19 protein-coding genes and 1 tRNA gene are annotated in these 23,449 nt (G+C 33.2%); 11 read left to right on the top strand and 9 right to left on the bottom strand.

Annotated features, from left to right (window positions below; translation table 11 throughout):
• Positions 1-25: 25 nt before the first annotated feature.
• The 5 genes from ACWGOQ_RS15985 to ACWGOQ_RS15965 all read left to right on the top strand — a co-directional run bounded on the left by ACWGOQ_RS15985 (position 26) and on the right by ACWGOQ_RS15965 (position 6,797).
• Positions 26-622 carry an acyltransferase gene (locus ACWGOQ_RS15985; RefSeq protein ID WP_452059148.1) on the top strand — a complete coding sequence of 199 codons (597 nt, stop codon included), beginning with the start codon at positions 26-28 and terminating at the stop codon, positions 620-622.
• 159 nt (positions 623-781) lie between these two features.
• A complete protein-coding gene (locus ACWGOQ_RS15980) occupies positions 782-2,098 on the top strand; it encodes a dihydrolipoamide acetyltransferase family protein (protein WP_452059147.1) in 1,317 nt (438 codons plus the stop codon).
• Positions 2,099-2,235: 137 nt separating this feature from the next.
• The gene (locus ACWGOQ_RS15975) at positions 2,236-3,309 is read left to right on the top strand and encodes a branched-chain amino acid aminotransferase (RefSeq protein WP_452059146.1); all 1,074 of its coding nucleotides are present in this window, start codon (positions 2,236-2,238) and stop codon (positions 3,307-3,309) included.
• 75 nt (positions 3,310-3,384) lie between these two features.
• The gene (locus ACWGOQ_RS15970) at positions 3,385-5,445 is read left to right on the top strand and encodes an alpha-ketoacid dehydrogenase subunit alpha/beta (RefSeq protein WP_452059145.1); all 2,061 of its coding nucleotides are present in this window, start codon (positions 3,385-3,387) and stop codon (positions 5,443-5,445) included.
• Positions 5,446-6,371: 926 nt separating this feature from the next.
• The gene (locus ACWGOQ_RS15965; protein WP_452059144.1) at positions 6,372-6,797 is read left to right on the top strand and encodes a lipocalin-like domain-containing protein; all 426 of its coding nucleotides are present in this window, start codon (positions 6,372-6,374) and stop codon (positions 6,795-6,797) included.
• 57 nt (positions 6,798-6,854) lie between these two features.
• Here the strand turns inward: ACWGOQ_RS15965 and ACWGOQ_RS15960 are convergent, their stop codons facing one another.
• The 7 genes from ACWGOQ_RS15960 to ACWGOQ_RS15930 all read right to left on the bottom strand — a co-directional run bounded on the left by ACWGOQ_RS15960 (position 6,855) and on the right by ACWGOQ_RS15930 (position 16,569).
• Positions 6,855-9,395, bottom strand: a complete 2,541-nt coding sequence (locus ACWGOQ_RS15960) for a TonB-dependent receptor (protein WP_452059143.1) — start codon at positions 9,393-9,395, stop codon at positions 6,855-6,857.
• Positions 9,396-9,493: 98 nt separating this feature from the next.
• Positions 9,494-10,402: a FecR family protein gene (locus tag ACWGOQ_RS15955; RefSeq protein WP_452059142.1), complete on the bottom strand. Its 909-nt coding sequence runs from the start codon at positions 10,400-10,402 to the stop codon at positions 9,494-9,496.
• A gap of 60 nt (positions 10,403-10,462) precedes the next feature.
• Complete coding sequence (locus ACWGOQ_RS15950; protein ID WP_452059141.1) at positions 10,463-10,975, bottom strand: RNA polymerase sigma-70 factor; 513 nt, start codon at positions 10,973-10,975, stop codon at positions 10,463-10,465.
• Between the two features lie 59 nt (positions 10,976-11,034).
• Positions 11,035-11,613 carry a DUF3575 domain-containing protein gene (locus ACWGOQ_RS15945; RefSeq protein ID WP_452059140.1) on the bottom strand — a complete coding sequence of 193 codons (579 nt, stop codon included), beginning with the start codon at positions 11,611-11,613 and terminating at the stop codon, positions 11,035-11,037.
• A gap of 531 nt (positions 11,614-12,144) precedes the next feature.
• Complete coding sequence (locus tag ACWGOQ_RS15940) at positions 12,145-14,544, bottom strand: DUF2309 domain-containing protein (RefSeq protein WP_452059139.1); 2,400 nt, start codon at positions 14,542-14,544, stop codon at positions 12,145-12,147.
• A complete protein-coding gene (locus ACWGOQ_RS15935; protein WP_452059138.1) occupies positions 14,541-16,028 on the bottom strand; it encodes a proton-conducting transporter transmembrane domain-containing protein in 1,488 nt (495 codons plus the stop codon). The genes ACWGOQ_RS15940 and ACWGOQ_RS15935 overlap by 4 nt, the downstream gene beginning before the upstream one ends.
• Before the next feature lie 232 nt (positions 16,029-16,260).
• Complete coding sequence (locus ACWGOQ_RS15930) at positions 16,261-16,569, bottom strand: hypothetical protein (RefSeq protein WP_452059137.1); 309 nt, start codon at positions 16,567-16,569, stop codon at positions 16,261-16,263.
• Between the two features lie 103 nt (positions 16,570-16,672).
• On the opposite strand from ACWGOQ_RS15930, the gene ACWGOQ_RS15925 reads away from it, so the two are divergent.
• The 3 genes from ACWGOQ_RS15925 (at position 16,673) to ACWGOQ_RS15915 (ending at position 18,885) form a co-directional block, all read left to right on the top strand.
• Positions 16,673-17,596: a LysR family transcriptional regulator gene (locus ACWGOQ_RS15925; RefSeq protein WP_452059136.1), complete on the top strand. Its 924-nt coding sequence runs from the start codon at positions 16,673-16,675 to the stop codon at positions 17,594-17,596.
• 214 nt (positions 17,597-17,810) lie between these two features.
• Positions 17,811-17,978: a hypothetical protein gene (locus tag ACWGOQ_RS15920; protein WP_452059135.1), complete on the top strand. Its 168-nt coding sequence runs from the start codon at positions 17,811-17,813 to the stop codon at positions 17,976-17,978.
• 52 nt (positions 17,979-18,030) lie between these two features.
• Positions 18,031-18,885 carry a bile acid:sodium symporter family protein gene (locus ACWGOQ_RS15915; RefSeq protein ID WP_452059134.1) on the top strand — a complete coding sequence of 285 codons (855 nt, stop codon included), beginning with the start codon at positions 18,031-18,033 and terminating at the stop codon, positions 18,883-18,885.
• Between the two features lie 149 nt (positions 18,886-19,034).
• Here the strand turns inward: ACWGOQ_RS15915 and ACWGOQ_RS15910 are convergent.
• Both ACWGOQ_RS15910 and ACWGOQ_RS15905 read right to left on the bottom strand, forming a co-directional pair.
• Positions 19,035-19,106: transfer RNA gene (locus ACWGOQ_RS15910), tRNA-Ile, on the bottom strand.
• Between the two features lie 1,376 nt (positions 19,107-20,482).
• Positions 20,483-20,893 carry a hypothetical protein gene (locus tag ACWGOQ_RS15905; RefSeq protein WP_452059133.1) on the bottom strand — a complete coding sequence of 137 codons (411 nt, stop codon included), beginning with the start codon at positions 20,891-20,893 and terminating at the stop codon, positions 20,483-20,485.
• Positions 20,894-21,101: 208 nt separating this feature from the next.
• Between ACWGOQ_RS15905 and ACWGOQ_RS15900 the strand changes: the two genes are divergently transcribed.
• The 3 genes from ACWGOQ_RS15900 to ACWGOQ_RS15890 all read left to right on the top strand — a co-directional run bounded on the left by ACWGOQ_RS15900 (position 21,102) and on the right by ACWGOQ_RS15890 (position 23,428).
• Positions 21,102-21,605, top strand: a complete 504-nt coding sequence (locus ACWGOQ_RS15900; RefSeq protein ID WP_452059132.1) for a hypothetical protein — start codon at positions 21,102-21,104, stop codon at positions 21,603-21,605.
• A 128-nt stretch (positions 21,606-21,733) separates the two neighbouring features.
• On the top strand, positions 21,734-22,414 hold the full coding sequence (locus ACWGOQ_RS15895; RefSeq protein WP_452059131.1) for a hypothetical protein: 681 nt from the start codon (positions 21,734-21,736) through the stop codon (positions 22,412-22,414).
• On the top strand, positions 22,415-23,428 hold the full coding sequence (locus ACWGOQ_RS15890; RefSeq protein WP_452059130.1) for a hypothetical protein: 1,014 nt from the start codon (positions 22,415-22,417) through the stop codon (positions 23,426-23,428). It abuts the gene before it with no gap.
• The last annotated feature ends 21 nt before the right edge of the window (positions 23,429-23,449 follow it).

The raw sequence follows: 23,449 nt of genomic DNA, 5'->3' as shown, positions 1-23,449 counted from the left end.
CGTACTTTAAAAATCTAAAATTAACATGATATACACATTCAAGGGATACACGCCAGTAGTTCACGAAAGTAGTTTCGTTCATCCATTGGCTGCGGTAACTGGTAATGTTATTATTGGAAAAAATTGCTATATCGGTCCTGGAGCAGCTGTACGAGGAGATTGGGGTGAAATTGTTATAGAAAATGGAGTAAATGTACAAGAAAACTGTACAGTACATATGTTTCCTGGTAAGTCTATGTTGCTTAAAGAAAGTGCCCATGTAGGTCACGGTGCAGTGATTCACGGAGCCAGTTTAGGACGTAATTGTTTGATAGGAATGAATACGGTAATTATGGATGATGCAGAAATTGGAGATGAATGTATCGTAGGTGCGATGTCGTTTATAAAGGCAAATGCTATTTTCCCTAAAAGAAGCTTGATTGTAGGGAATCCAGCACAAATAATCAAAGAAGTAAGCGATGAGATGATTCGCTGGAAAACCAAAGGAACAATGTTATATCAGCAATTACCCATGGATTGTTTGGAAACGTTACAAGAGGTTGAACCCTTAAGAGAAGTTCCAAAAGATAGACCAACGCAAGAAGCGTTTTATAAAACATTAGAAGAATTTAAAAATAAATAAAGAGCAATTGTCATCCCAGACTTGATCTGAGATCCATAACGAAAGAGTTAGATTTATATATTCCAGCACTTTTATGCTAAGCCAGATTGAAGAATCAGAATGACAAATAAGCTATAGAAAATATAATAAGAATAAACTAACAAACATTAGTTAATCCACATGTCAAGAGTAGAATTAAAAATGCCCAAAATGGGCGAAAGTATATCCGAAGCTACCATTCTTAACTGGTTAAAGAATGTAGGTGATCCTGTAGAAGAGGATGAAACCATTCTTGAGGTAGCTACAGACAAAGTAGATTCTGAAGTGCCTTCTCCATGTAATGGAACTATAGCAGAATTACTTTTTCAATCTAATGATGTTGTTGAGGTTGGTAAAGTAATTGCTATTATTACCGTCAATGAGAATCAGAATGTTGTAAATAAAGATTTGAAGAGAGGAACAAACGAAGCTATACGTACTAAAGATCAGGCAGTAGCCAAGTCGTCAGTTCAAATTGATTCAAAAACAAGGATTACATCTGATTTTAAAATTAAGCATACAGGTGACAATGATGGGTTTCTTTCTCCTTTAGTGATCAGTATTGCCCAGAAAGAAAACTTGACAATAGAAGAGGTAGAAAATATTACTGGTACTGGTGATGGAGGAAGAATTAGAAAGAGCGATGTAATGCTATACCTTAAAGACAGAAAGTATCCGTTGCCTAGCAGACCACAACCTGTTACACCGAAACCATCCTATAATCCACCTACCATTTCTTACGCAGAAGAAAAAGATCGTATCGTAGAAATGGATCGTATGAGAACCATGATTGCAGATCATATGGTATATTCTAAACACACATCGCCTCATGTAACAAGTTACATCGAGGTGGATGTCACTAACTTGGTGAATTGGCGAAATAAAGTTAAGCTGAAATTCTTAGAAAAATATGGAGAGAAATTAACATTTACTCCAATTTTTGTAGAGGCAGTGGCAAAGGCAATTCAAGAATACCCGATGATTAATGTTTCTGTGGACGGCAAGAAAATTATAGTTCATAAAGATATCAATATTGGTATGGCAACGGCATTACCTAGTGGTAATTTGATTGTTCCTGTGGTAAGAAATGCTAATGAAAAGAACTTGTTAGGTTTGGCGGCAAAAGTAAATCATCTGGCAACTAATGCAAGAAACAATGCACTAACACCAGGTGAAATAGGGGGTAGTACGTTCACGATTTCTAATGTAGGAACTTTTGGTAGTCTGATGGGTACTCCTATTATCAATCAACCAGAAGTAGCAATTTTGGCATTGGGTATTATTAAGAAGCGCCCCGAAGTTATTACTACCGATAATGGAGATGAAATTGCAATTAGAAGCATGATGTATTTGTCCTTGTCTTTTGATCATCGGGTAGTAGATGGGTTTTTAGGTGGTTCATTCTTACGTAAGGTAGGTGACGAACTAGAAGCTTATGATATAAGTAGAGAGATATAATTAATATAAATGCGCAAGGGATAATAGTGGTATCCTTTTCTGTCTCTTGGAGCGGAGTCGAGAAGTAAGACAGAAAAGATATAACGAATAGCCCAATCCCGAGAGGTACGATTCGGGATGCGCCCAAAATAAAAAAAATGGAACAACAAATCAAAATTACAAGAACCTCAAATTCAAAACTAAAGGATATTGATTTTGATACTATTCCTTTAGGAACGACTTTTACGGACCACATGTTTATCTGCGAATTTAAAAATGGAATCTGGAACGACCCCAGGATTGAACCAATGAGCCTAATACCAACACATCCTGCAGCGATGGCACTTCATTATGGACAAGCTATTTTTGAGGGAATGAAAGCAACCGTTGGAAAGGACAATACACCGTTGCTTTTTAGGCCAGAGGAAAACGCAAAACGTTTTAACCATAGTGCAGCAAGATTAGGAATGCCTTCGGTTCCTGTTGATCTATTTTTAGAAGCGATCAAACAAATTGTTGCAGTAGAGCACAACTGGATTCCTCCACAAGACGGAAGTGCATTATACCTGCGACCGTTTATGTATGCTGATGAACCATTTATCGGTATGCGTGCAGCTACCAGCTATAAATTTATTGTAATCTGCTCTCCTGCCGGTCCATTTTTTACTAAAAAAATTAGGCTATACGCAGAAACTGAATATATCAGAGCAGCAGATGGTGGTACCGGAGAAGCAAAAGCAGCAGGTAATTATGCAGCAGCCATTCTGCCTACAGAAAAAGCCAAGGCCAAAGGATATGATCAGGTTTTATGGTTAGACGCTCACGAACATAAATATATTCAGGAGGTGGGTACTATGAATATATTTTTTAAAATAGATGGTCATTTCATAACCCCAAAAACGGATGGGTCTATCTTAAAAGGAATCACTAGGGATAGTGTGATTACCTTGCTAAAGGACAAAGGATACAAAGTGGTAGAAAGACCGATCACTATTGACGAGATTATCCGGTATTCTGAGGAAGGAACATTAGAAGAGGCTTTTGGAACAGGCACTGCGGTAGCTATTGCAATGATCGAAGCCATTGGTTATCGTGATGAAGTAATCACGTTGTCTGATAGTAATCCAGTAAGTCAAGACATAAAAAAGACATTAGATAATATTAAGACTCAAAAACAGGAAGATAAATTTGATTGGATAATACCTGTTTTGGTAGAAGAGAAGGTCGGATAAGTGTCATTTGGAAATAAGAATCTAGAATTGCGAATAATCGTAATGTATAAGTCATACCTCAAAAATTAAAGAGAGATGTTAGCTGAAAAAACAATAGCAAAAGAAGTTCTGAAAAAAGCGTTCGGTACATTATGTACTGCCAAAAGCATGACAGAACTATATGAAGAAAATTTTAAGACAGTTTCAAAATATGTACATGCTACATCCAGAGGGCACGAAGCGATTCAGATTGCTGTAGCTATGCAATTATTGCCTCAGGATTATGTGTTTCCATATTATAGGGATGATGCTATGTTGTTAGGAATTGGAATGAAGCCTTATGATTTGATGTTACAATTATTAGCAAAGAAAGACGATCCTTTTTCTGGAGGAAGAACGTATTATTCGCACCCCAGTCTGAAAGATAATGATAAACCAAAGATCCCTCATCAATCCTCGGCGACAGGTATGCAGGCTATTCCTTCTACAGGAGTAGCTTTAGGAATGCAGTATAGGGAACTAGTTGGTTTAGATGAGAATGTTAAGGAAAAACCTTTTGTGGTTTGTTCGTTAGGTGATGCTTCGGTAACGGAAGGAGAGATTGCAGAAGCATTTCAAATGGCAGCGTTAAAACAGTTACCAATATTATATGTGGTTCAAGATAATGGTTGGGATATTTCTGCAAATGAAGCCGAAACCAGAGCACAAAGCGCCTATGCGTATGCAGCAGGTTTTCACGGACTGGAAGCAATTACTATTGATGGAGCCAACTTTACAGAAAGTTATTTAGCTGTACAAGATGCAATTCGAACGATAAGAGAAGAAAGAAGACCAATTTTAGTGCACGCAAAAGTACCGTTGTTGAATCATCATACATCTGGAGTACGAATGGAATGGTATCGAGATGATTTGGAAGAAGCGAGATCTAGAGACCCATATCCAGTTTTAAAAAATCAACTACTGGACGCTGGTTTTGCTAAAGATGAATTGGATCGGATGGAAGCAGAAGTAAAAGAAACAGTTGCAAAAGATCTTCAGGAAGCAATGAAAGCGAAAGATCCCATACCGGAAGATTTGTTTACCCACGATTTTGCACCTACTTCAATTACAGAGGAAACAGGAGAACGATCTCCTTCTGATAAGGAAGCGGTAGTGATGGTTGACTGTGCTTTATTGGCTGTAGAAGAATTAATGCAAAAACATAAAGAATGTTTATTGTATGGGCAAGATGTTGGGGGTCGATTGGGTGGCGTGTTTAGGGAGGCAGCCACACTGGCTCAAAAATTTGGTGATGAACGCGTTTTTAATACTCCAATCCAAGAAGCTTTTATCGTTGGGTCAACCGTAGGAATGTCTGCTGTAGGACTGAAACCTATTGTAGAAGTACAGTTTGCAGATTATATCTGGCCTGGACTCAATCAATTATTTACTGAAGTAAGTAGATCTTGTTATTTGTCTAATGGAAAATGGCCGGTATCAATGATCCTGAGGGTACCAATTGGTGCGTATGGTAGCGGTGGACCTTACCATTCATCTTCAGTGGAGTCTGTGGTGACAAATATTAGAGGAATCAAAATCGCATACCCAAGTAATGGAGCTGATCTAAAAGGATTAATGAAAGCAGCATATTATGACCCTAATCCTGTGGTGATTCTAGAGCACAAAGGATTATATTGGTCTAAGGTAAAAGGAACCGATGCGGCTAGAACTATTGAGCCTTCTGAAGATTATATATTACCGTTTGGTAAAGCCAATATCGTTCAACAAATTTGGCAGAAAGATGAGAAAGAAACATTAACCATAGTAACCTATGGGATGGGAGTGCATTGGGCACTTAATGCAACAAAAGATTTAAAGGATGTTGTAGAGATCATAGACTTGCGAACACTCTATCCTCTAGATGAGGTAACCATTATGGAATCTGTAAAAAAGACCAATAAATGTCTAGTGGTAACAGAAGAACCTACAAATAATTCTTTTGCCAGAGCATTATCCGGAAAAATTCAGGAAGAGTGTTTTCGTTATTTGGATGCGCCAGTAATGATTGTTGGTTCGGAGAATATGCCTGCAATACCACTTAATAGTACATTGGAACAAACGATGATCCCATCTACGGAAAAAGTAAAAGAAAAGGTCAAAGAGTTGCTGAGATATTAACAGGATTATAGACATCAACACGAAGCCTCATTCATTTTATTATGGATGAGGTTTATTTTTTGGCTCGAATCTAAAAATGTAAGTTTTAACTTACATAATGAGATTAAATAAGCATTTTAAAGTGTTAAAATACTTTTTTTACAGATAAAATACACAAAAAGTTTGGTGGATTAAGAAATAGTAGTATCTTTACACCAGAGTTAATGAGTTAACGTTTTCATCCTCCCCAAGATGAAAACATTTATAAAAAGTGAGTTTTAATTTTAGAATAAGCCCCTAAATTAAGATGATTTGTGTGAAGAAAAAGAGCGTGGAGACGCTCTTTTTTGTTTTCCAATATTTTTACTAAATGTTCTCTATAATTTTCTTTGTACCCCAAAAATGTAATCTTTCACTTTTTCCAAACATATTTATCGAAAAGATGCTTTTCGCCATAGATTTAGTAAATACAATTTGTAGGTAAAAAACTACATTTTTTAACTTTTTAACTTTTTAAGTATGTTAAAATACTTTTTTTACAGATAAAATACACAAAAAGTTTGGTGGATTAAGAAATAGTAGTATCTTTACACCAGAGTTAATGAGTTAACGTTTTCATCCTCCCCAAGATGAAAACATTTATAAAAAGTGAGTTTTAATTTTAGAATAAGCCCCTAAATTAAGATGATTTGTGTGAAGAAAAAGAGCGTGGAGACGCTCTTTTTTGTTTTTCTAACTTTATTAGTTGAATCATCTATACTGCTATTACTTCCAAGAATGTAAAACTACTTATTTTTTAAACTTAATTAAAATTATTTATTCATTTAAATAAATGACTATCAATTGTTTATAATTTAATTTGATTTTTTTTGGATATTTTTTTAGGGTGTTTTTGATAGATATATGTTTTAGGGTTGTAAAAATTTTAAAAACGTAAAAAAACAATCATGAAAAAAATCATTTTATTATTAACCGTAGCCACTTCGATTATGTTTACATCTTGTAGTTCTGATGATGATAATTCTGGACCAGTAGATGCACAGGACAAATTTATTGGAGTTTGGAAAATAACTCAAGAGTTTGAGGATGGAGTAGAAGTGACTGTCGAGACCTGCGACTTACAGGATGTTCTTACAGTAACAGAAGATGAAAAATTTAGTGGTACCAGTCATGTTATGCAAAATGGTGCTTGTGTATTGGAAGATACATTTACAGGTACTTGGGAAAACTTAGGGAATAATAAATACAAGATTACTTCGGATATGGATGGAGCTGAAGCTGTAGAAGCAACCATTACTTTTTTTGCTAATACGATGACGGTGACATTTAATGATGAAGACGGGGAGTTTAGACAAATATTGACAAAAATATAAGAATCAGTAAAAATTCAAAAAGACAGCAGTTATGTTTATAGCAGTTGTCTTTTTTTATTAAAAATTAAAGCGAAAGACTAAGTCTGGTGTAAAACGAAGAGAGTTATTTTCGAAACCTTGTAAAAGAAAATCTTGATCTTGTCTAATTCCTTGGCTAATGGTGTTTTTTCTGTTATAAATGTTTCGTAAAGAAATACCAATCATTCCATTTACATTTTTATCAGAATTTATATTATATCTATAGGTAACAGAGGCATCCAGCCTATGGTATGATTTGAATCTACTAGAATTAATTCCTCTCGGATCAGTGACTCCACCATCAAGATCAGTATCATCACCGAATATTCTTGTATAAGGTCTTCCAGAAGCATAATTCCATCCTAAAGCGAATTCAAATTGATTGACTTTTAGCGTCTGTGAAAGATTAAATACGTGACGTTGATCAAAACTTCCATTGTAATAGGTGTCCTGCACTAGAGGAAAAGAAGTGATAGTTTTACTAAGAGAATATCCTGCCCAGAACCTATAGTTATTGACTCTTTTTTTTATTAAAAAATCAACACCTATTCGTTCTTCTTTTCCGAAAAATATATTAGTATCATCATCATCGGGAAGTGCTAGGTCTAATAATATCACATCACTTAAAGAAGATATATCTTTTATTTTTTTGTAATATCCTTCTATATCAAAATTCCACCCATTATACGTATACAAAGCGCCAAATGTAAATTGCATACTTTTTACTACTTTAATAAAAGGAATATCTATTTCTTCACTACTAGAAGAATTGTTAGAGAGAATCCAAATATTATCTGCAGCTGGAAGAGTTGGAATTCTCCCAAATACACTACTGCTATTAGTGAGGTTGTTAAGTTGTTGATTTTTTAGTTCTGCAGAAGTATTAAGTGTAAGATTATTCCATAATTTATAAGAAGAAAACATACGGGGCTCTATAAAAAAAGAACCAATATTACTTAATTGAGAGCCTCTTATACCAATATTTATAAATGTTTTGGATGTTTTGTATTTATATTCTGTGTATAAAGTGTGATTGTTTCCGCTTCCATTTAGGGAGATTCCATTTTCTTGAAAATCTGGTTCATTATCAGGAAAAATAGTTTTGATTTCATATTCCGCTTGATTATAGGTAAACTGATATCCTAGATCAAGTGATTGTTTTTTATCAATAGGTAAGTGTAACCTATATTCTCCTCCTATATCTTTAAGTGTATTGTTTAGAATTTCAGTATTATCATCAGTATCATTTGTTCTATCTTCTATTTTGCTATATCGCTGATCATAAGATGAAAAATAAAAATTCACATTTTGATGCACATTATTACGATACTTTTTATCCCAATTAAGACTAAAACCAAGATTTCGAACCTTTAGAATATCTTGTACTCCTACTTCCGTATTAAATTCTGGTATTGCGATACTTTTAATATTATCAAGTCTATTTTCGGCAAAAATAGAACTGAACTTTACCGTATTATTTTCATTGGGTTTCCAAAGGATTTTGAGGTTACTATCTGAAAAGTAAAAATCATCTTGTCTAGATCTTTCTTCTGCTGTAGCATCATCTCCCACATCTGGGATAGTCGCTCGGGTGTTTTGAAATACTTTTCTAACTAGATTGTTATAGGCTATATTTTGATAGATATCTGTGGTGGATCTGCGACCAGCAAGTAAAAACCCTATTTTATTTGATAAAGGGACTTTTATATACGCATCTACATGTGTTAAATTAAGACCTCCTCCCACTTGGTTTTTTTCAATAAGATCATCATCAGATTTTATATCAATTACTCCAGATATTCGATCTCCGTATCGCACACTGGTGCCACCACGATATACGGTTACACTTTTAGTAATATATGGATTAAACGAAGATATTTGATTAAAAAAATGGCCATTATGATACATCTTGATTCCATCCCAAAGCACTAAATTTTGGCCAGGAGTTCCTCCACGAATGTATAATCCAGCAGGATCTTCTGTTGGGCTGGCAATACCTGGGATCAATTGTAAACTTTGCAATACATCGGGTTCTACAAGTCCTGGTAGGATACGGAGTTTTTTCGTTGATATATTTACTGATGCATCTTGATTTTTTTGTATCCCTCCGGTAAGATATTCTTTAACAAGAACCTGACCTAAATTTTGGATTTCAGGTTGTAATCTAATAGTATCGCAATTAGTGGTTAACTTAGAAATTTTAATCGTTTGGTTTTTGTATCCTAAATATGATATGGATATAGAATCATAAAGGTGAAGTTGTAAATTAAAAGTACCTTTTTTGTTCGTAATTCCAACTGTTTTTTTATTTATGAGTATATCAGCTTGAGGCAGTTCAAATTGAGAGACTGCATCTATAACGATACCACAAATATTTTTTATAGTATCATTCTTGATTAAAATATAATCGTTTTCGCCTATTTTTTGTAATTGGTAAGAAGTCTGAAGCTCTAGCATCCTTTGTAATGAAGCAATAGACAAACTCTCTTTTTGTACATCTAGTAAGATGTTTTCTGCAACATCCACATCATAAGAAAGGTCGAACTTTAATTGGTTTTCAAAAGCTTTTAATATAATCAATAGGGGTTGAGTTTCAGATGTCTTTGGTATATCCACAGTTTGTGAATAACCAATGATGAAACCGAAAAATATTAAAAATGTAGTTAGTTTAAATAATCTCACTTATTTTTTAACGATATATTTTTTTTAGTATTTATTGTATAACTAATATTCATAGGTTCAAAACAAGTTTTCAATGCATTTTCAAGATCATTGTGTACAAAAAATCCAGAGAATAACCTATTAACATCAACCTCATTAGTAGTGATATGAATATCATATTGCCTTTCTAGTTCTTGGATAAGTTGTTGTAAAGTAACTTGACTAAATGTACTTTTACCTTGCATCCAACTCGGTCTAAATCCTTTAACTTCTTTGGAATCTATAGAGCCTTCGGTATTAGATTTAATGGCTTCTCCAGAAGTTAAAACAACTGTTTCTTTTGTGTTTCTTACTTGTATTTTTCCTTCAAAACATTGTACTTCTATATATTTATTTCGGGAATAAACATTAAATTCTGTTCCCAGAACTGTAACGTTACCATTTTTAGTTTTTACAGTAAAATTAGAACCTTTTTCTACATCAAAAAAAGCCTCTCCATTTAGGTAGATGATTCTATTCTTGGTAAAAGATTTTTTATCATATTCTATAGAGGAATCCGAATTTAAAGTAACTACAGATTTTTCTGGTAGTGTCCAAGTTTTAGTTTCGGCCATTTCCGTGCGTACCTCTATCGTAGTGAAAAACACTGTTCTCAATCCAAATAATATAACAACTACTGCCGCAGCGGCATATAACCAAAATCGGGGTTTAATTACTTTACTTTTGAGGATAGTCCTATATGCTTTGTTATACTCCTTTTGATTCTCAAATCCTTTATCTATATCAAAAACGGGGCGTTCAAATTTTTCAACCCCTTGTAAAATATCTTTATAGGCTAGATAATCTTTTGAATTTTCAAATTCTTGCTTCTCTTCTTTAGAGATATCATCTGCCAGCCATCTTCCTAGAAAATCATCCTTATCCATAATATTTGGTATTATTACTACATCTATAACAGGAAACCTTACAATACTTCATAGCGAAACTTACACATTACCTATTTTTTTTCTCAACTCTATTAATGCTAACTGCATTCTTTTTTCTATAGCTTTTACAGAGATATTAAGCATTTCTGCAATTTCTTTATACGTTTTCTTTTCTATTCTATTCAAAAGAAAAACTACTCTTTGACCTTCTTTCAGCCCTGCAATTGCTTTGTTTAAACGATCCATGAATTCCTTTTCTTCCATCTGAAATTCTGGGGATTCATTGGTATAATGTTTTTGTTCGGTAGATTTATATTTTAATACAATTTTTTGATGCTTGTAATCATTGATAGAAGCATTATTAGCGATTTTATATAGAAAACTCTTAGCCGCTCCAAAAATAATTTTAGAACAATTTGTCCAAAGTTTTGCAAAACTATCCTGCACAATATCTTGGGCTTTTTCCATGTCGCCATATTTATAATATAGGTAATAGCATATCTTTTCTGCATGTTCTCTATACAGTTGTTCATATACTTTCTCATCACAAACACTTATCGCATTTTCGGGCATTCGATATAAAATTTGGGTGAATTATAAGACTACAATGTATCTTTATTAAAGATATCAAATTACCAAGAATAACCTATAGAAAACTCTAAAATAGGTTCAAGAGTACTCGTCTCCGAATATATGGCTTCTATACCACTAGCCAAACCTATTGTAAATCCACTATTAAAAATCCATTGATAACCTGACTTAACAGCTCCTCCTATAATAAATGCTTCGTAATCATTGTTATTGGAGTCTGTGGGTTCCTCAACATCTACATCTTTATAACCACCGATTATCCCTGGACCTACAAACCAACCCTTAAGAGCATTTTTATGTTTTGATAAATAATATCTACCATCAATTTCTATTTGAACTATGTTTGTTGAAATAGTATACTGTCGTGAACCAATTCTATTGGTGTCAGAAGTATACGATTCTCCAAAAGCTTGAATATTTAAAGACCAGTTATTTTTTATAAGACGTTCATATTCGATGTTTATTCCAGATCCAAATAAGGTTGGTAGCGGTAATAATCGAATACTATTTTTATAAGTATTGTCTAGTATTTTATTCATATCACCAGTTTTAGTTTCTTGAGCGTTAATCATAATCGTGAAGAATACGATAACTATTTGAAATATAATGTTCTTTTTCATCTTGTTTTTTTAATTATTTTTAATTGTTTTTGAAATTAACAACCCTAAAACAAAATGAAAACATTATACCCTACCTGTAATTTGTTTATTTTTTCGTAAAAAGAGAAAAAGAAAGAAAAATACTACAAATAATAAAAAATTAATCGTTTTAAAAAGATAAAAAGCATTTAATTTAGATAAAACACCAAAAAAGTTTGGTAGATTAAAAAATTGTAGTATCTTTACACCAGAGTTAATGAGTTAGCGTTTTCATCCTCCCCAAGATGAAAACATTTATAAAAAGTGAGTTTTAATTTTAGAATAAGCCCCTAAATTAAGATGATTTGTGTGAAGAAAAAGAGCGTGGAGACGCTCTTTTTTGTTTTCTAATCTTTTATATGCCTTCTTAGGTTGACAATCTATAGTGTTTTAATGTAAAAAGCTTTTTCTATATTTTTAACGAACTTTAATTAACATTAAGGTTTAGAATTTCTTTGATCAGAGACTTACATTATTTTTTCAAAAAAACTATCAACTACTTTTGAAAATTATTTAATTCATAACTGCTAAGTCTTTAAATTTACTAGGTTGGTTATTCATTTGCGTAAGCTTTTGATTTATTTTTTTTTCAGAAGTATTAGATAGTAAATCCCATGCTATCGCTTTTCTATACCTAAAGACTTGATCGTTTTGTATTGGATCTATTACAATAAGATAGATCCATTTATTATCTAGGAGTGCTTTTAGATTTTTATTTTTCTCTACGATTTCAGAAACTCGCTCTATTGGTGCTTTAATCACTACTGAAAGGCGTAATGGTTTGTGGTATAGTTGGTCATCGGATTTATATAAGGATTGTAACGGTAGTCCTATCTTTAGATCTCCTCCGTTTCCTTGTACCACACCAAATTTACCCGTGATATTATGCGTAATTTTTGATCCTCCACCAAAAGTCTCATTATCCACAGTAGAGAAGTAGTAATGATTATTGATCCACTGTGTTACTACCATTGGTCCCTGCAGTATACCTTCTAATGATTTTCCCGTTATATCAAGCTTCCAGTTGTAAGAGTGCAGAAAGCATTTGCCTTCTAGGTTTATGTTTTGTGTCATACTTCTGGGACCAACTATAAATCCGGCATTTTTAGCTAATCCCCATTCCGGTCTTGTTTCAGCCCAATTATGTGCTTTTCGCTCAGCAGTTGTTATGCTTTTTATAGTGTTGCCGAATCTGTCTCCTGTAGCCGATTGTTGTGCTTTAGCTAAACTTACTTTTACGGCATTAAGATAAGGAATGTGAGATGTAGGAACGTTTGAGTCAAATAAAACAATTTCATCTGTGGTTGTATTATGTTCAGCTCCAATAAATAATGTGTCTTCTGGGATTTTAATTCCATATTTATCTCGTAGATCTTTTTTAACTTCGGGTTGGTTCGCCAATTTTGCCAATGTTCGGGCATTATTTCTTCCTGGGCTGGCTGCACAAGCACCACAGTCTAAACTGGATCCAAATGGATTATTAGCAGAGTGACTGCCGTGTCCTACAAAAAGTACTAGAGTCGAGAAACTTTCCCATCCCATAAGATCGAATCCTGATTTTACAATTCCCACTTTTTCATCTAAAGAGATCCCTATTGGCTCTTGATCATTATTTAAATTAATGTGTGGTTCACCTACCGAAGTAACTATCTGTGCCTGTTTCTTTTTTTGTTGATATAGTTTGCCAGGTAGGAGGGTTCTGGCAATTAGGTTTAATCCGTAGAATATCCCTGATCCTTCTACATACCCAAAGGCAGAAGGAAGCATGTTCTTCATACGTTTCAAGAAGTATTTTTTGAACTTTCTTATATCCTGTTTAGCATGGAATCGTTGAAATTTGTTCTCAGAATTTAACTGTGCTCTTTCTTTTACTTTATATGTTGATCCTACAATTGGAGGACACGACTTACGTACAATTCCATCCTCTAAGCTTTCGTAGTCCATTGCTATTCCAAAGAATCCCGCATAGCCATAAGTTTCATAATTTCCATTAGCTTCAATATGTCTTCGGATTAGTTCTGAACGGGTATCAATACAAAATACCATCTGAGCGTCAGGTTTTTCTTTACTGTTAGATGAGAAATCTTTTGTTGATTGTTGTTCTAGCGTTTTTATGAGTTGATTTTGCCAGCTTTGTTCCCAGGCTTTAAGCCAAATATAGTTTAGCGTTAATACGGTGTCGTTATTTTTAGTTGTATTTGTTTCTGGAATAATTTCAAATCCGAGACTTTTAGCAGTTAATAAACGTGCTGCAAGATAGTCAGACATATTTATCGGATATTGCTGTTGCCACTTAGAATCTGATTCCTCTCTATAATTAATATAACCAGTCCACCCTGGTAAAGCAGCAAGATGAGAAGTTAGGATATTTGTATATTCGTGTTCAGGGAATTCTTTTAATACCAATTCTAGCGCATCCAAACTGGTTTTAGGTATTTCTTTTAATGATCTTATGCCAGATTCGGCATCATAGATTACAAGATATCTCCAAGCATTATAAAACCCTTCACTTTTAAAAGGCATATTCCATTCGGCCAAACCCTCATCCATAAAAGCTGCTAGCCATTTAGCCATAATTCTGTCTAGTTCGTGTTGTGGATTATTTACTTCAGATAAGGTTAGCTGTTCAATACGCTCCAGATATACATTGGGAGATTCCGTAAAACCTTCTTGTACTAATAGTTTGGTTATTATTTTGGTGTCAATTTCACCGTTGTTCCAAGCTTGACGGTACATTGCTGCTTTTGGAAACACGCTGGCGTTAAGATCGTTTTGAGCTGATTTTACCGCTTCTTTAAAAGAACTGTTTTCATATCCTGATAATGGATTTGAAGCTACAAAGGTATACAGTGGCCAGGTTTTTCCTATAACTTTTGATGCTTTATCAATACTACTTAGAATAGCTGGATTCATATGGATTTTGATTTATACATTAAAACTGTTTTTTTATGTGGTTGCGATAGATTCATTAATTGAACATACAACCATGGTAACCTTTGGTACCCCCCTAATTTCATCATAAAGAATCCAAAAAGGAATATAATCCCAAAAACGATCTGTGTCCAGGATAATGGTAGCGAGTTGATTGTCATTGGAGTATCAACCATTAATATTGTTACACCATTAAACATTAAAGCATACAATCCAATTCCGGTAACGAAAAGGATTGGCATTAGTATAGTTTTTTGCAGCAGTGAAAGGCTGCGCTCCTTTGTAATATTATAAGTTGCTTGTCCTACAGTTATGGCAACAATAAGTATTAAAAAAATACTGCTATCCAGGTTAGTTCCTTTTCCTGTCCAAAAGGCAAAAAGAGCAGCTCCCATAGTCCCGAAAAGTAATACTATTATCGCCTGTAATGATTTAATACGTATAAGTAATGGCTTTTTTGGTGCTGTTTGAGCCACCTCTTCTCCTGATGAAAGAAATAAATAAGCTTTATAAAACCCGTGTAGAATTAAATGTGCTATTGCCGCATTAAAAAAGCCTAAACCACACTGCATGATCATGAAACCCATTTGTGCTATAGTAGAACAAGCTAATTTGTGCTTTACGTTTACCTGAAGCAATTTGGTAAATTGGGCTATGATAGCTGTTAATCCTCCTATAATAAAAAGGATATCTAATGTATTCGATACAACTAGTAGTGAGGCAAACAATGCGAGCAATATTCCGGACCCATTAACAAACCCTGCGTGCATTAAAGCAGATGCTGGCGTAGGAGCAGTCATTGCAGACAATAACCAACGATGAAAAGGATAAATGGCTGATTGTACAATAGCTGCAGCTATGATGAGTAAGGCAGAAGGAACGGTAACAAACATGGGTAAGTCACTGATAATCTCAGTAAGCTTCGATAGAGTAAATACATTACTATAAAAAGCAGGTAGCAATAATCCAGCTGTTAAGAAGAGGGTACCTGTCAGAAAATACTTTAGTGTAAATTTTGAAGCTTCTCTAGCTTCACCCCATTTCTTATTAATCCCAATTAATTGTGACATAAAAACAGCCATTAATAGCCAGCTTATGAGTAATAACACAATATGGTTTGCTATAACCAATAGCAGAACTGATGCGGTAAAACCTAAGCATAGAATTAAAAACTTACCTTGATACTTAAAACCATTTAGGTAATTACCTGCATAACTAGTAATGATGGCACTAAAAAACATTACTGTGGTCCAGATCAGCATACTAAAGCCATTGATGCGCAATAAATTTTTTATATCTATCGTTGGCATATTACTATAATTCAGAGTGATGAATACCAAACCTGCAGCGAACAACACCCAAAATAGGGATGCAATTACTTTGTAATATACCGGGGTTTGTGGTTGTGTGTTTGTATTCACAAAATTACGAGGAATATTGTTCACTGTACGATCTTGAAAATTCATTTTCGGTAGTTTTAATATTTTTATTTTCTAATAAATTTGCACTCGTTCTTTTTACTCGAGATTGTACTTTAATGATCAGTAAACCACCGATAATTAAGGAACAAACTAAAATTTCAGTAAAAAATAACTGATCATTGTTATAGGAAAGAGTGCAAAAGAATAACAGTGTAATACATCCCAAAATAGGTAAAACTTTTGTTTTGAATATTTCCATTATTAAATTATGATTTAATTAATCAATAAGACTTATAGTAAGCGTTCCGCTTATTTTTAGATTTTGGCCTAAAACTCTTATTTCATTGATAAAGTTGCGGGCAATTTCTTTTTCTTTTTCTAATTCTGAGATACGGCCATCAAGAGAATTGGTTTGGCATCCATGATCACCCTCTAACACTTGTAAACGTTGTAATTTGTGAAAATTAATTTTCTCATTGATCAAACTATTAATGACGTGCGAAGCTTCAGAGGGCGTAAATTCACCTTTTACTAATTCAATTTTTTGTTTAGTTGTCTCAGTTTTGATTAATTCTTGTGTTTCCATTAATTGTTTTTTTTAAAGTTAAACTACTTGATGAGTACAAAGGTTAGACAAATAATTCATATATTTTTATTTATATTTGTTATGTAACGCATTAATTTTATTTATGAATTATACACTGCATCAACTTCAGATTTTCTTAAAAATAGCTGAATTACAGAGTGTTACAAAAGCTTCTGAAACCTTACATTTAACACAGCCGGCAGTGTCAATTCAGTTAAAAAAATTTCAAGATCAGTTTCCTATTCCACTTACAGAAGTAGTAGGAAGACAACTTTATATAACGGATTTTGGGAAGGAAATAGCAGCAGCAGCAGAAAAAATACTGAATGAAGTATATGCCATAAACTATAAGACACAAGCATATGAAGGACAGCTTTCGGGTCGTTTGAAAATATCCGTAGTGTCAACGGGAAAATATGTTATGCCATATTTCTTATCTGACTTTATGCGACTTCATAAAAGTGTAGAGTTGATCATGGATGTGACCAATAAATCTCAAGTTGTGGAAAGCCTGGAGATGAATAAGGTTGATTTTGCTTTGGTATCTGTATTACCTAAAAATTTAAAAGTGAATACAGTACCATTAATGGAAAATAAACTTTTTTATGTAGCGAATAAAGATTTTAATATCAAAGCTAGGCTATCTAAAAAGAAACTCTTTGAGGATTATCCATTAATCTATAGAGAACAAGGTTCTGCCACAAGAAAAGCCATGGAAACATTTATTTTAAAGAATAAATTTTCAGTAAGAAAAAAGTTAGAGCTATCCTCCAATGAAGCAGTAAAACAGGCAGTATTGGCTGGTTTAGGTTGTTCAATAATGCCGTTGATAGGTATCAGAAAAGAATTGAAAAATGAAAATTTACAAATTATTCCTGTAAAAGGTCTACCTATAAAAACCACATGGAATCTAATCCATCTAAAATCAAAAAAACTATCTCCAGCAGCTGTAGCTTACATGGATTTTGTAGCAATAAAAAAAGAAGAGATAATCCAGAAAAATTTTGCTTGGGTAATTGACTTTTAAAATCATTTTACCAAAACAGATTTCTATAGTTTTTAAACACTTTTGGTGTATTCTTCTTTATATAACGAAGAATCTACATGTGCTTTCAGTTAAACCTAAAATCTTTAATCAAAAATGTTTTTTCATAGTGATAAATTTTGGCATAATTGGAAATAGATTAAAGCTGTCGCTAATGTCTCTTTAGTTCAATTCAATTATTGGTTAAAGTTTTGGCATGTATAGATTGACCAATTTTGATGTGATTCCCTTTCTAAAGCATACTATGGGATTAGCTCATAAGATATTTGTTAGATGCATAAAAACGTATAGAGAATTTGAAGAGAAACAGGATTTCGATCTGGTTAAAGATCCTGTTTTTATTTTATTGTATTTTGATTGGTAAAGGGTTGATAAATAAATCTTTATATTAGACCATACATTGGAAGACAAATTTTATGGATAATATATCGACGATTATTTTAGCGGCATCTCTATGTATCATCATGCTAGGGATGGGACTATCACTAGTTACGGCGGATTTTAAGAGAATACTTATGTATCCAAAAGCCATTTTAGTAGGGTTAACCAATCAAGTTATAATCTTACCACTAGTAGGTTTTGCCCTTGCATCTTTGCTTTCCTTACAATCCGAAATTGCTGTTGGGATTATGATATTAGCAGCTTGTCCAGGTGGGGCGACCTCTAATTTGATTTCGTATTTGGCAAAAGGAGATATTGCTTTGTCCGTAACATTAACTGCTTGTAGTAGCCTGATCACAATAATTACGATACCGTTTATAGTCAATTTTTCATTGTTTTATTTTTTATCCGGGGACCAAACCATCCAATTGAATGTAATGGAAACCATTGTTCAGATTTTAGTGATTATTATTGTACCAGTCGCTGTGGGCATGTTGATTAGAAAATACAATGAATCTTTTGCTTTAAAAATGGCTAAACCGGTAAAAATTGCTTCTGCATTGGTGTTAGTTTTAGTTATTGTTGGTATTTTGATTAAAGAAAAAGACAATTTCATGTCTTATTTTCGAGAAGCGGGTCTGATAGCTTTATTGCTCAATAGCTTAACAATGTTTATAGGGTACTACTCAGCTAAGTTATTCAAGGTTCATCATAAAGGTGCCATATCTATTGGAATTGAATCCGGTATTCAGAATGGCACGTTAGCTGTTTCTATTGCTATTGCCCTACTTCATAATACCTCATTTGCGATAGCTCCTGCAGTATATAGTTTGCTAATGTTCTTTACAGGAGGACTTGCGATTTTTTTCGGAATTTACAGTAAGAAATAAGAAAACCTGATATTTTCAAACTTTTCTTTTATTGAAGTTCGAACTTCAATGAAACAATAAACCAAATTTTGATGCAAAATAAATGAGCCCATTTATGAAGAATCTGTAAAACCCAAGTAGGATTATACTACTATTTTTGTGTATTTTAGATAAGGTATTGGGAATCGAACCCAAGACTCCCGCGATATAGTCGCGGTACTCTACCACTGAGTTATACCTTATTATTAATGCTATTATTACGCAAGGATGAGCACTTTAGAAATGATGGAATAGACCTATATTAGAAAACGTGAACATTTCAAACTTTAGACCAAAATTTTATTAGCACTCTTTGATAAAGCAGTGTTTTTATAATTTATTTTTGACAATTTGGATCCTGCCGTATGCCATTGCAAGAGAAATTGTAAGCCGCTGAGATAAAAAGGGTTGGTATGTTCTTAACTAAAAGTTGAGTGCTCTTCCAGTTATGCTAATAGTCAATTATGTTTTCAGTAAATCAATAAACTATAATATAAAAAAGGCGCCCTATTTGGCCGCCTTTATATATCTTGTGGTTGTATGTCGGTTTATCATCGCATACACTTCCCTTCTATATAATAGACACCATATTTATTCCGATCAGAACAAAATTCCCTTTGTTTACTAAAGAGGTGGTCTATGGTATGTTGTAAATTACTCGGTATCATATTTAGTTTTTTATCTTTTTAATTAGAAAATTATTATTGGTCTTTGGGTCATTTTGAATACAATGCAAAGATCAAATTTTTTTATAATTTTTCAAATATTTTAAAATTTATTTTACTGAAAATCAATTAGTTGTGTTTAAATCGAATCATAGGAATCCTTGTTTGTTTTTCAACGAATATTGGATGTTTTGGCAATCGTCTGTCGCTCTGATGCTTACTTTCCAAGTGTTATTCTTTATGTGCTAATTATTTTTTATTCATTTTAAAAAATTTTCAATAAAAAAAGCGCCCAAGAAATTGGACGCTTATAATTTTATATTATTTTACTTAAATCAATTCATACATAAGGATTAAAACAACCACATAACGTCCAATTTTGATAGGATAGTCCTATTACCCATCGATCATCACACTGACTAAACAGTGATTTCGGATTTATATATCATGTGCTTGTCTTCATTTGTACTACAAATATGGGATATTTGTAGTATAACATCCAAATTTCATTTAAAATGCCTAATCAGTTTATGCTTCTAGTGTAGATAAAATCCTCTTACATATCCTATTTGGCGGGTATTGAAAACATTTTCTTGCTTTAGACTATCAACAATTACTTACTACTTGATCCTTGTGATCTGGATAGTCTGTATTCTTCTGTTCTATTTTGGAGAAATTTAACGGATTTTGTTTCGTCTATATCTATATAAAATGTAATTCTTTATATTATCATCATCTAAGATTGGAAATAATACTACAACTCTTTCTTCTTTTGAGAATTTTTATATGATAGCGTATGCTATAGTACAATTCTCCTGTAAGGGCATCTAAATTCATAATAGCATATGTAAATAAGATAAAAGTTCCTGTTTGGTATAAACAGGAACTTTTTCACATATTATTTAGGAAGCTAACTATAATTGATTTTCCAAAAGTTCAGTTAACGCTTGTGTACGCTCATCTGTTTGATCTACATTAATATAACTGCTATGATCAATGGTCAATACACCTTCATTAAAACTATAGGCACTTTTTGCATAAGCATTATCTGCCTCATCCTTGATGATTATTTTTTTTAGAGTTTCCTGAAGGGCTTCTTTTCCTAATTCATCTGCTGTGATACCTTTAAAAGCATTGATAATAGGGGTAAAATATATCTCTGTAAACGAATTTTCCCAAATATGAGAGTATGAGTTTGTTGAAAGACTATCCCAATCTACTTCGAACGTTGGTTCAAACCCAGCTAATGTGTTAATTTCATTCACAAGTGTTTTATAGGTTCCTTCCTGATATGCTTTTACGATTCTTTTTTCTGCTAATCCCATAGATTTTTAAGTGTTAATTTGTATTTTATATTTTTAATGTTTTCAAAATTAGAGGAATCTTCAGTTTTCTTAAACACTGTTTATAGTAAAACTGATATCACCGAAAAAAGGGGTAAGGCATATCAAGAGTAGTGTCTTTATCAATAAGTGTGTTTTAAATTACATAGTATGATCCCTAAGTCCTTAATTATTTATATTTTTAGCTGCAATGACAGTACAGGATTTTATAAATTGGTTTGGTAATAACCCTAATTTGGTATTAGGCTATTTTGCCATAATTATAACGTGTTCGTTGATAGGGTTGCTTTTTGTAAAGCAATCAAATTTTAAACCTCCTATTAGTTACTTCTATGGAGTTTTAATTTATGCAGTCGCAATTCCTGGGTTATTAGCCCTGGTTTTACTGCTGTATAGCTTTTTCTTTCTAAAAACTAATTTACTTCAATTGGACGTGGTGACATACATTGTTCCTTTGGTTTCAATGATCGTGGCTCTGATTATTATAAACAAAACAGTCCCTATGTCACATATTCCGGGGTTTGGGAAATTATCAGGTCTTTTTATGATCATCATTATTACTTTTATCATTACTTACGTTGTACAGAGAATGTTTTTCGGGGTGTTTTTTGTAGGAAAATTTCAGTATTTGATGCTATTCTTTTTGGTGTTACTATTTGGACTGAAAATTGCCTGGGATCGAATGATAAAATAATGTGGCACAAAATAAATGTAACGTTTTGACAAAGGATTATACCAATAATATATAGGTGTTAGAGGAAAAATTGCTCTTATCTCCTTATACAACGCTTATTTTTTTAAATTTGTTTAAATTCACTGACCATGCTAAAAAATTTAAAATCCCTATTCATAGTTGATGATACTGAGGAAGAGAATAAGAAACCTGCAGATTCCGTAGAAAAAACGGATGCAGGTTCTGATCAAAAACCGACTGCTTCAACACCACCACCGCTTCCTAATAATCCTGTGACTGCTTCATCAGAAGGAGTATTGGATACTAAAATAGTTGAAAAATTATTGCAGGCCATTGAAAAAAATAATCTGGATGGTTTTGATTATCTGGAATATAAGAAATCCTTAAAAGCATTGGAGAAAATGCCAATGGATGAAGCCACTAAATATCGTTCTGCTTTTGCTACCGCTGCTACAATGGGAGTGACTTTAGACAAGCTTTTGCAAACTACTAATTTCTATATTGGTGTTTTGGATAAAGAGAATGAACAATTTTTAGGAGCTTTTAAGAATCAATTTGATAGTAAAGTATCCGGAAGAGAAAGAGAAATAGCTCAATTTGAATCTATTATCAAGGAAAAGTCAGAGGAAATTAAAAAACTGACAGAGGAAATTGCAAAACATCAACAACAAATAGGTGACTTAAAAACAAAAGTTGAAGAAAGTAATAGTAAGATCAATAAAACGCAAAATGATTTTAAAGTATCTTATCATCATCTAAAAGTTCAGTTTGAAGAAGATATTGTTAAAATGAAGAAATACTTAAAATAAATGGACAACAACTCATTGAAACCAAAAACATTTTGGAAAAAACCCGAAGGTAAAACCGGGATGCTATTTATGGGACTTTTAGGAGCCGGAGGATTATATGCATTGTATAAAGCCCTTCCTTTCCTCATTAATATAGTAGAAAACACCTTATATCTTGGGGTTTTATTGGCTGTTTTGGGAGCCCTCATTTATATCGTGTTGGATCCTAAGATGAGAAATCTTATTTTCTATATGTATAAATCCTTTATGCGATGGTTAACAGGACTTTTTATCCAGATCGACCCTATAGGAATTTTAAAAAGTTATATAGATGATCTTCATAGCAACTTAAAGAAGATGAATAAGCAAATAGCTGTTCTGAAAGGACAAATGAAACGTTTGCAAACCATCATCTATGATAATAAAAAGAACATTAATAATAATTTGAAGTTAGCTAGTGCCGCAAAAGAAAGGGATAAGAAAGGAATTATGATTCTTAAATCCAGAAAAGCAGGCAGATTGAAGGAGTCCAACCTGAAATTGGATGAACTCTATAAAAAGATGGAAATTCTGTATCGGGTTTTAGTCAAAATGTATGAGAACTCTGAAATACTTCTCGAGGATATCGAAGATCAGGTAATGGTAAAGGAGCAAGAACGAAAGGCAATCCGAGCTAGCCATTCTGCAATGAAATCTGCAATGAATATCATTGCTGGTAACAATGATAAGAAAGAGATGTTTGACCGGGCCTTAGAAGCGATTGCTGATGATGTAAGTATGAAGATCGGGGAGATGGAACGCTTTATGGAAATGTCAAACAATTTTATGGACTCTATCGATTTACAGAATGGAATATTTGAAGAAGAGGGTTTAGAATTACTCGAGAAATGGGAGAACGAAGGAGTTTCTCTTATTTTAGGAAATCAAAAAGACCTATTAGTGCACGATCAACATAGTGTGGATCTGGATGCACCTATAGTAAAAACCAAAACACAGAATAATCAATACTCAGACTTATTTAATTTTGAGGATTAAAACATAACACTAATCAAAAAT

Source organism: Aquimarina ulvae (assembly GCF_053613295.3).
The sequence above is the reverse complement of the archived record's forward strand: the minus strand, read 5'-3'. Positions and strand labels throughout refer to the sequence as shown.

What these genes read in the sequence shown, in the direction of transcription:
- ACWGOQ_RS15985 (WP_452059148.1), top strand. Translation starts at nt 26, where the DNA reads ATGATATACACATTCAAGGGATACACGCCAGTAGTTCACGAAAGTAGT.
- ACWGOQ_RS15980 (WP_452059147.1), top strand. Translation starts at nt 782, where the DNA reads ATGTCAAGAGTAGAATTAAAAATGCCCAAAATGGGCGAAAGTATATCC.
- ACWGOQ_RS15975 (WP_452059146.1), top strand. Translation starts at nt 2,236, where the DNA reads ATGGAACAACAAATCAAAATTACAAGAACCTCAAATTCAAAACTAAAG.
- ACWGOQ_RS15970 (WP_452059145.1), top strand. Translation starts at nt 3,385, where the DNA reads ATGTTAGCTGAAAAAACAATAGCAAAAGAAGTTCTGAAAAAAGCGTTC.
- ACWGOQ_RS15965 (WP_452059144.1), top strand. Translation starts at nt 6,372, where the DNA reads ATGAAAAAAATCATTTTATTATTAACCGTAGCCACTTCGATTATGTTT.
- ACWGOQ_RS15955 (WP_452059142.1), bottom strand. Translation starts at nt 10,402, where the DNA reads ATGGATAAGGATGATTTTCTAGGAAGATGGCTGGCAGATGATATCTCT.
- ACWGOQ_RS15950 (WP_452059141.1), bottom strand. Translation starts at nt 10,975, where the DNA reads ATGCCCGAAAATGCGATAAGTGTTTGTGATGAGAAAGTATATGAACAA.
- ACWGOQ_RS15945 (WP_452059140.1), bottom strand. Translation starts at nt 11,613, where the DNA reads ATGAAAAAGAACATTATATTTCAAATAGTTATCGTATTCTTCACGATT.
- ACWGOQ_RS15940 (WP_452059139.1), bottom strand. Translation starts at nt 14,544, where the DNA reads ATGAATCCAGCTATTCTAAGTAGTATTGATAAAGCATCAAAAGTTATA.
- ACWGOQ_RS15935 (WP_452059138.1), bottom strand. Translation starts at nt 16,028, where the DNA reads ATGAATTTTCAAGATCGTACAGTGAACAATATTCCTCGTAATTTTGTG.
- ACWGOQ_RS15930 (WP_452059137.1), bottom strand. Translation starts at nt 16,569, where the DNA reads ATGGAAACACAAGAATTAATCAAAACTGAGACAACTAAACAAAAAATT.
- ACWGOQ_RS15925 (WP_452059136.1), top strand. Translation starts at nt 16,673, where the DNA reads ATGAATTATACACTGCATCAACTTCAGATTTTCTTAAAAATAGCTGAA.
- ACWGOQ_RS15920 (WP_452059135.1), top strand. Translation starts at nt 17,811, where the DNA reads ATGTATAGATTGACCAATTTTGATGTGATTCCCTTTCTAAAGCATACT.
- ACWGOQ_RS15915 (WP_452059134.1), top strand. Translation starts at nt 18,031, where the DNA reads ATGGATAATATATCGACGATTATTTTAGCGGCATCTCTATGTATCATC.
- ACWGOQ_RS15905 (WP_452059133.1), bottom strand. Translation starts at nt 20,893, where the DNA reads ATGGGATTAGCAGAAAAAAGAATCGTAAAAGCATATCAGGAAGGAACC.
- ACWGOQ_RS15900 (WP_452059132.1), top strand. Translation starts at nt 21,102, where the DNA reads ATGACAGTACAGGATTTTATAAATTGGTTTGGTAATAACCCTAATTTG.
- ACWGOQ_RS15895 (WP_452059131.1), top strand. Translation starts at nt 21,734, where the DNA reads ATGCTAAAAAATTTAAAATCCCTATTCATAGTTGATGATACTGAGGAA.
- ACWGOQ_RS15890 (WP_452059130.1), top strand. Translation starts at nt 22,415, where the DNA reads ATGGACAACAACTCATTGAAACCAAAAACATTTTGGAAAAAACCCGAA.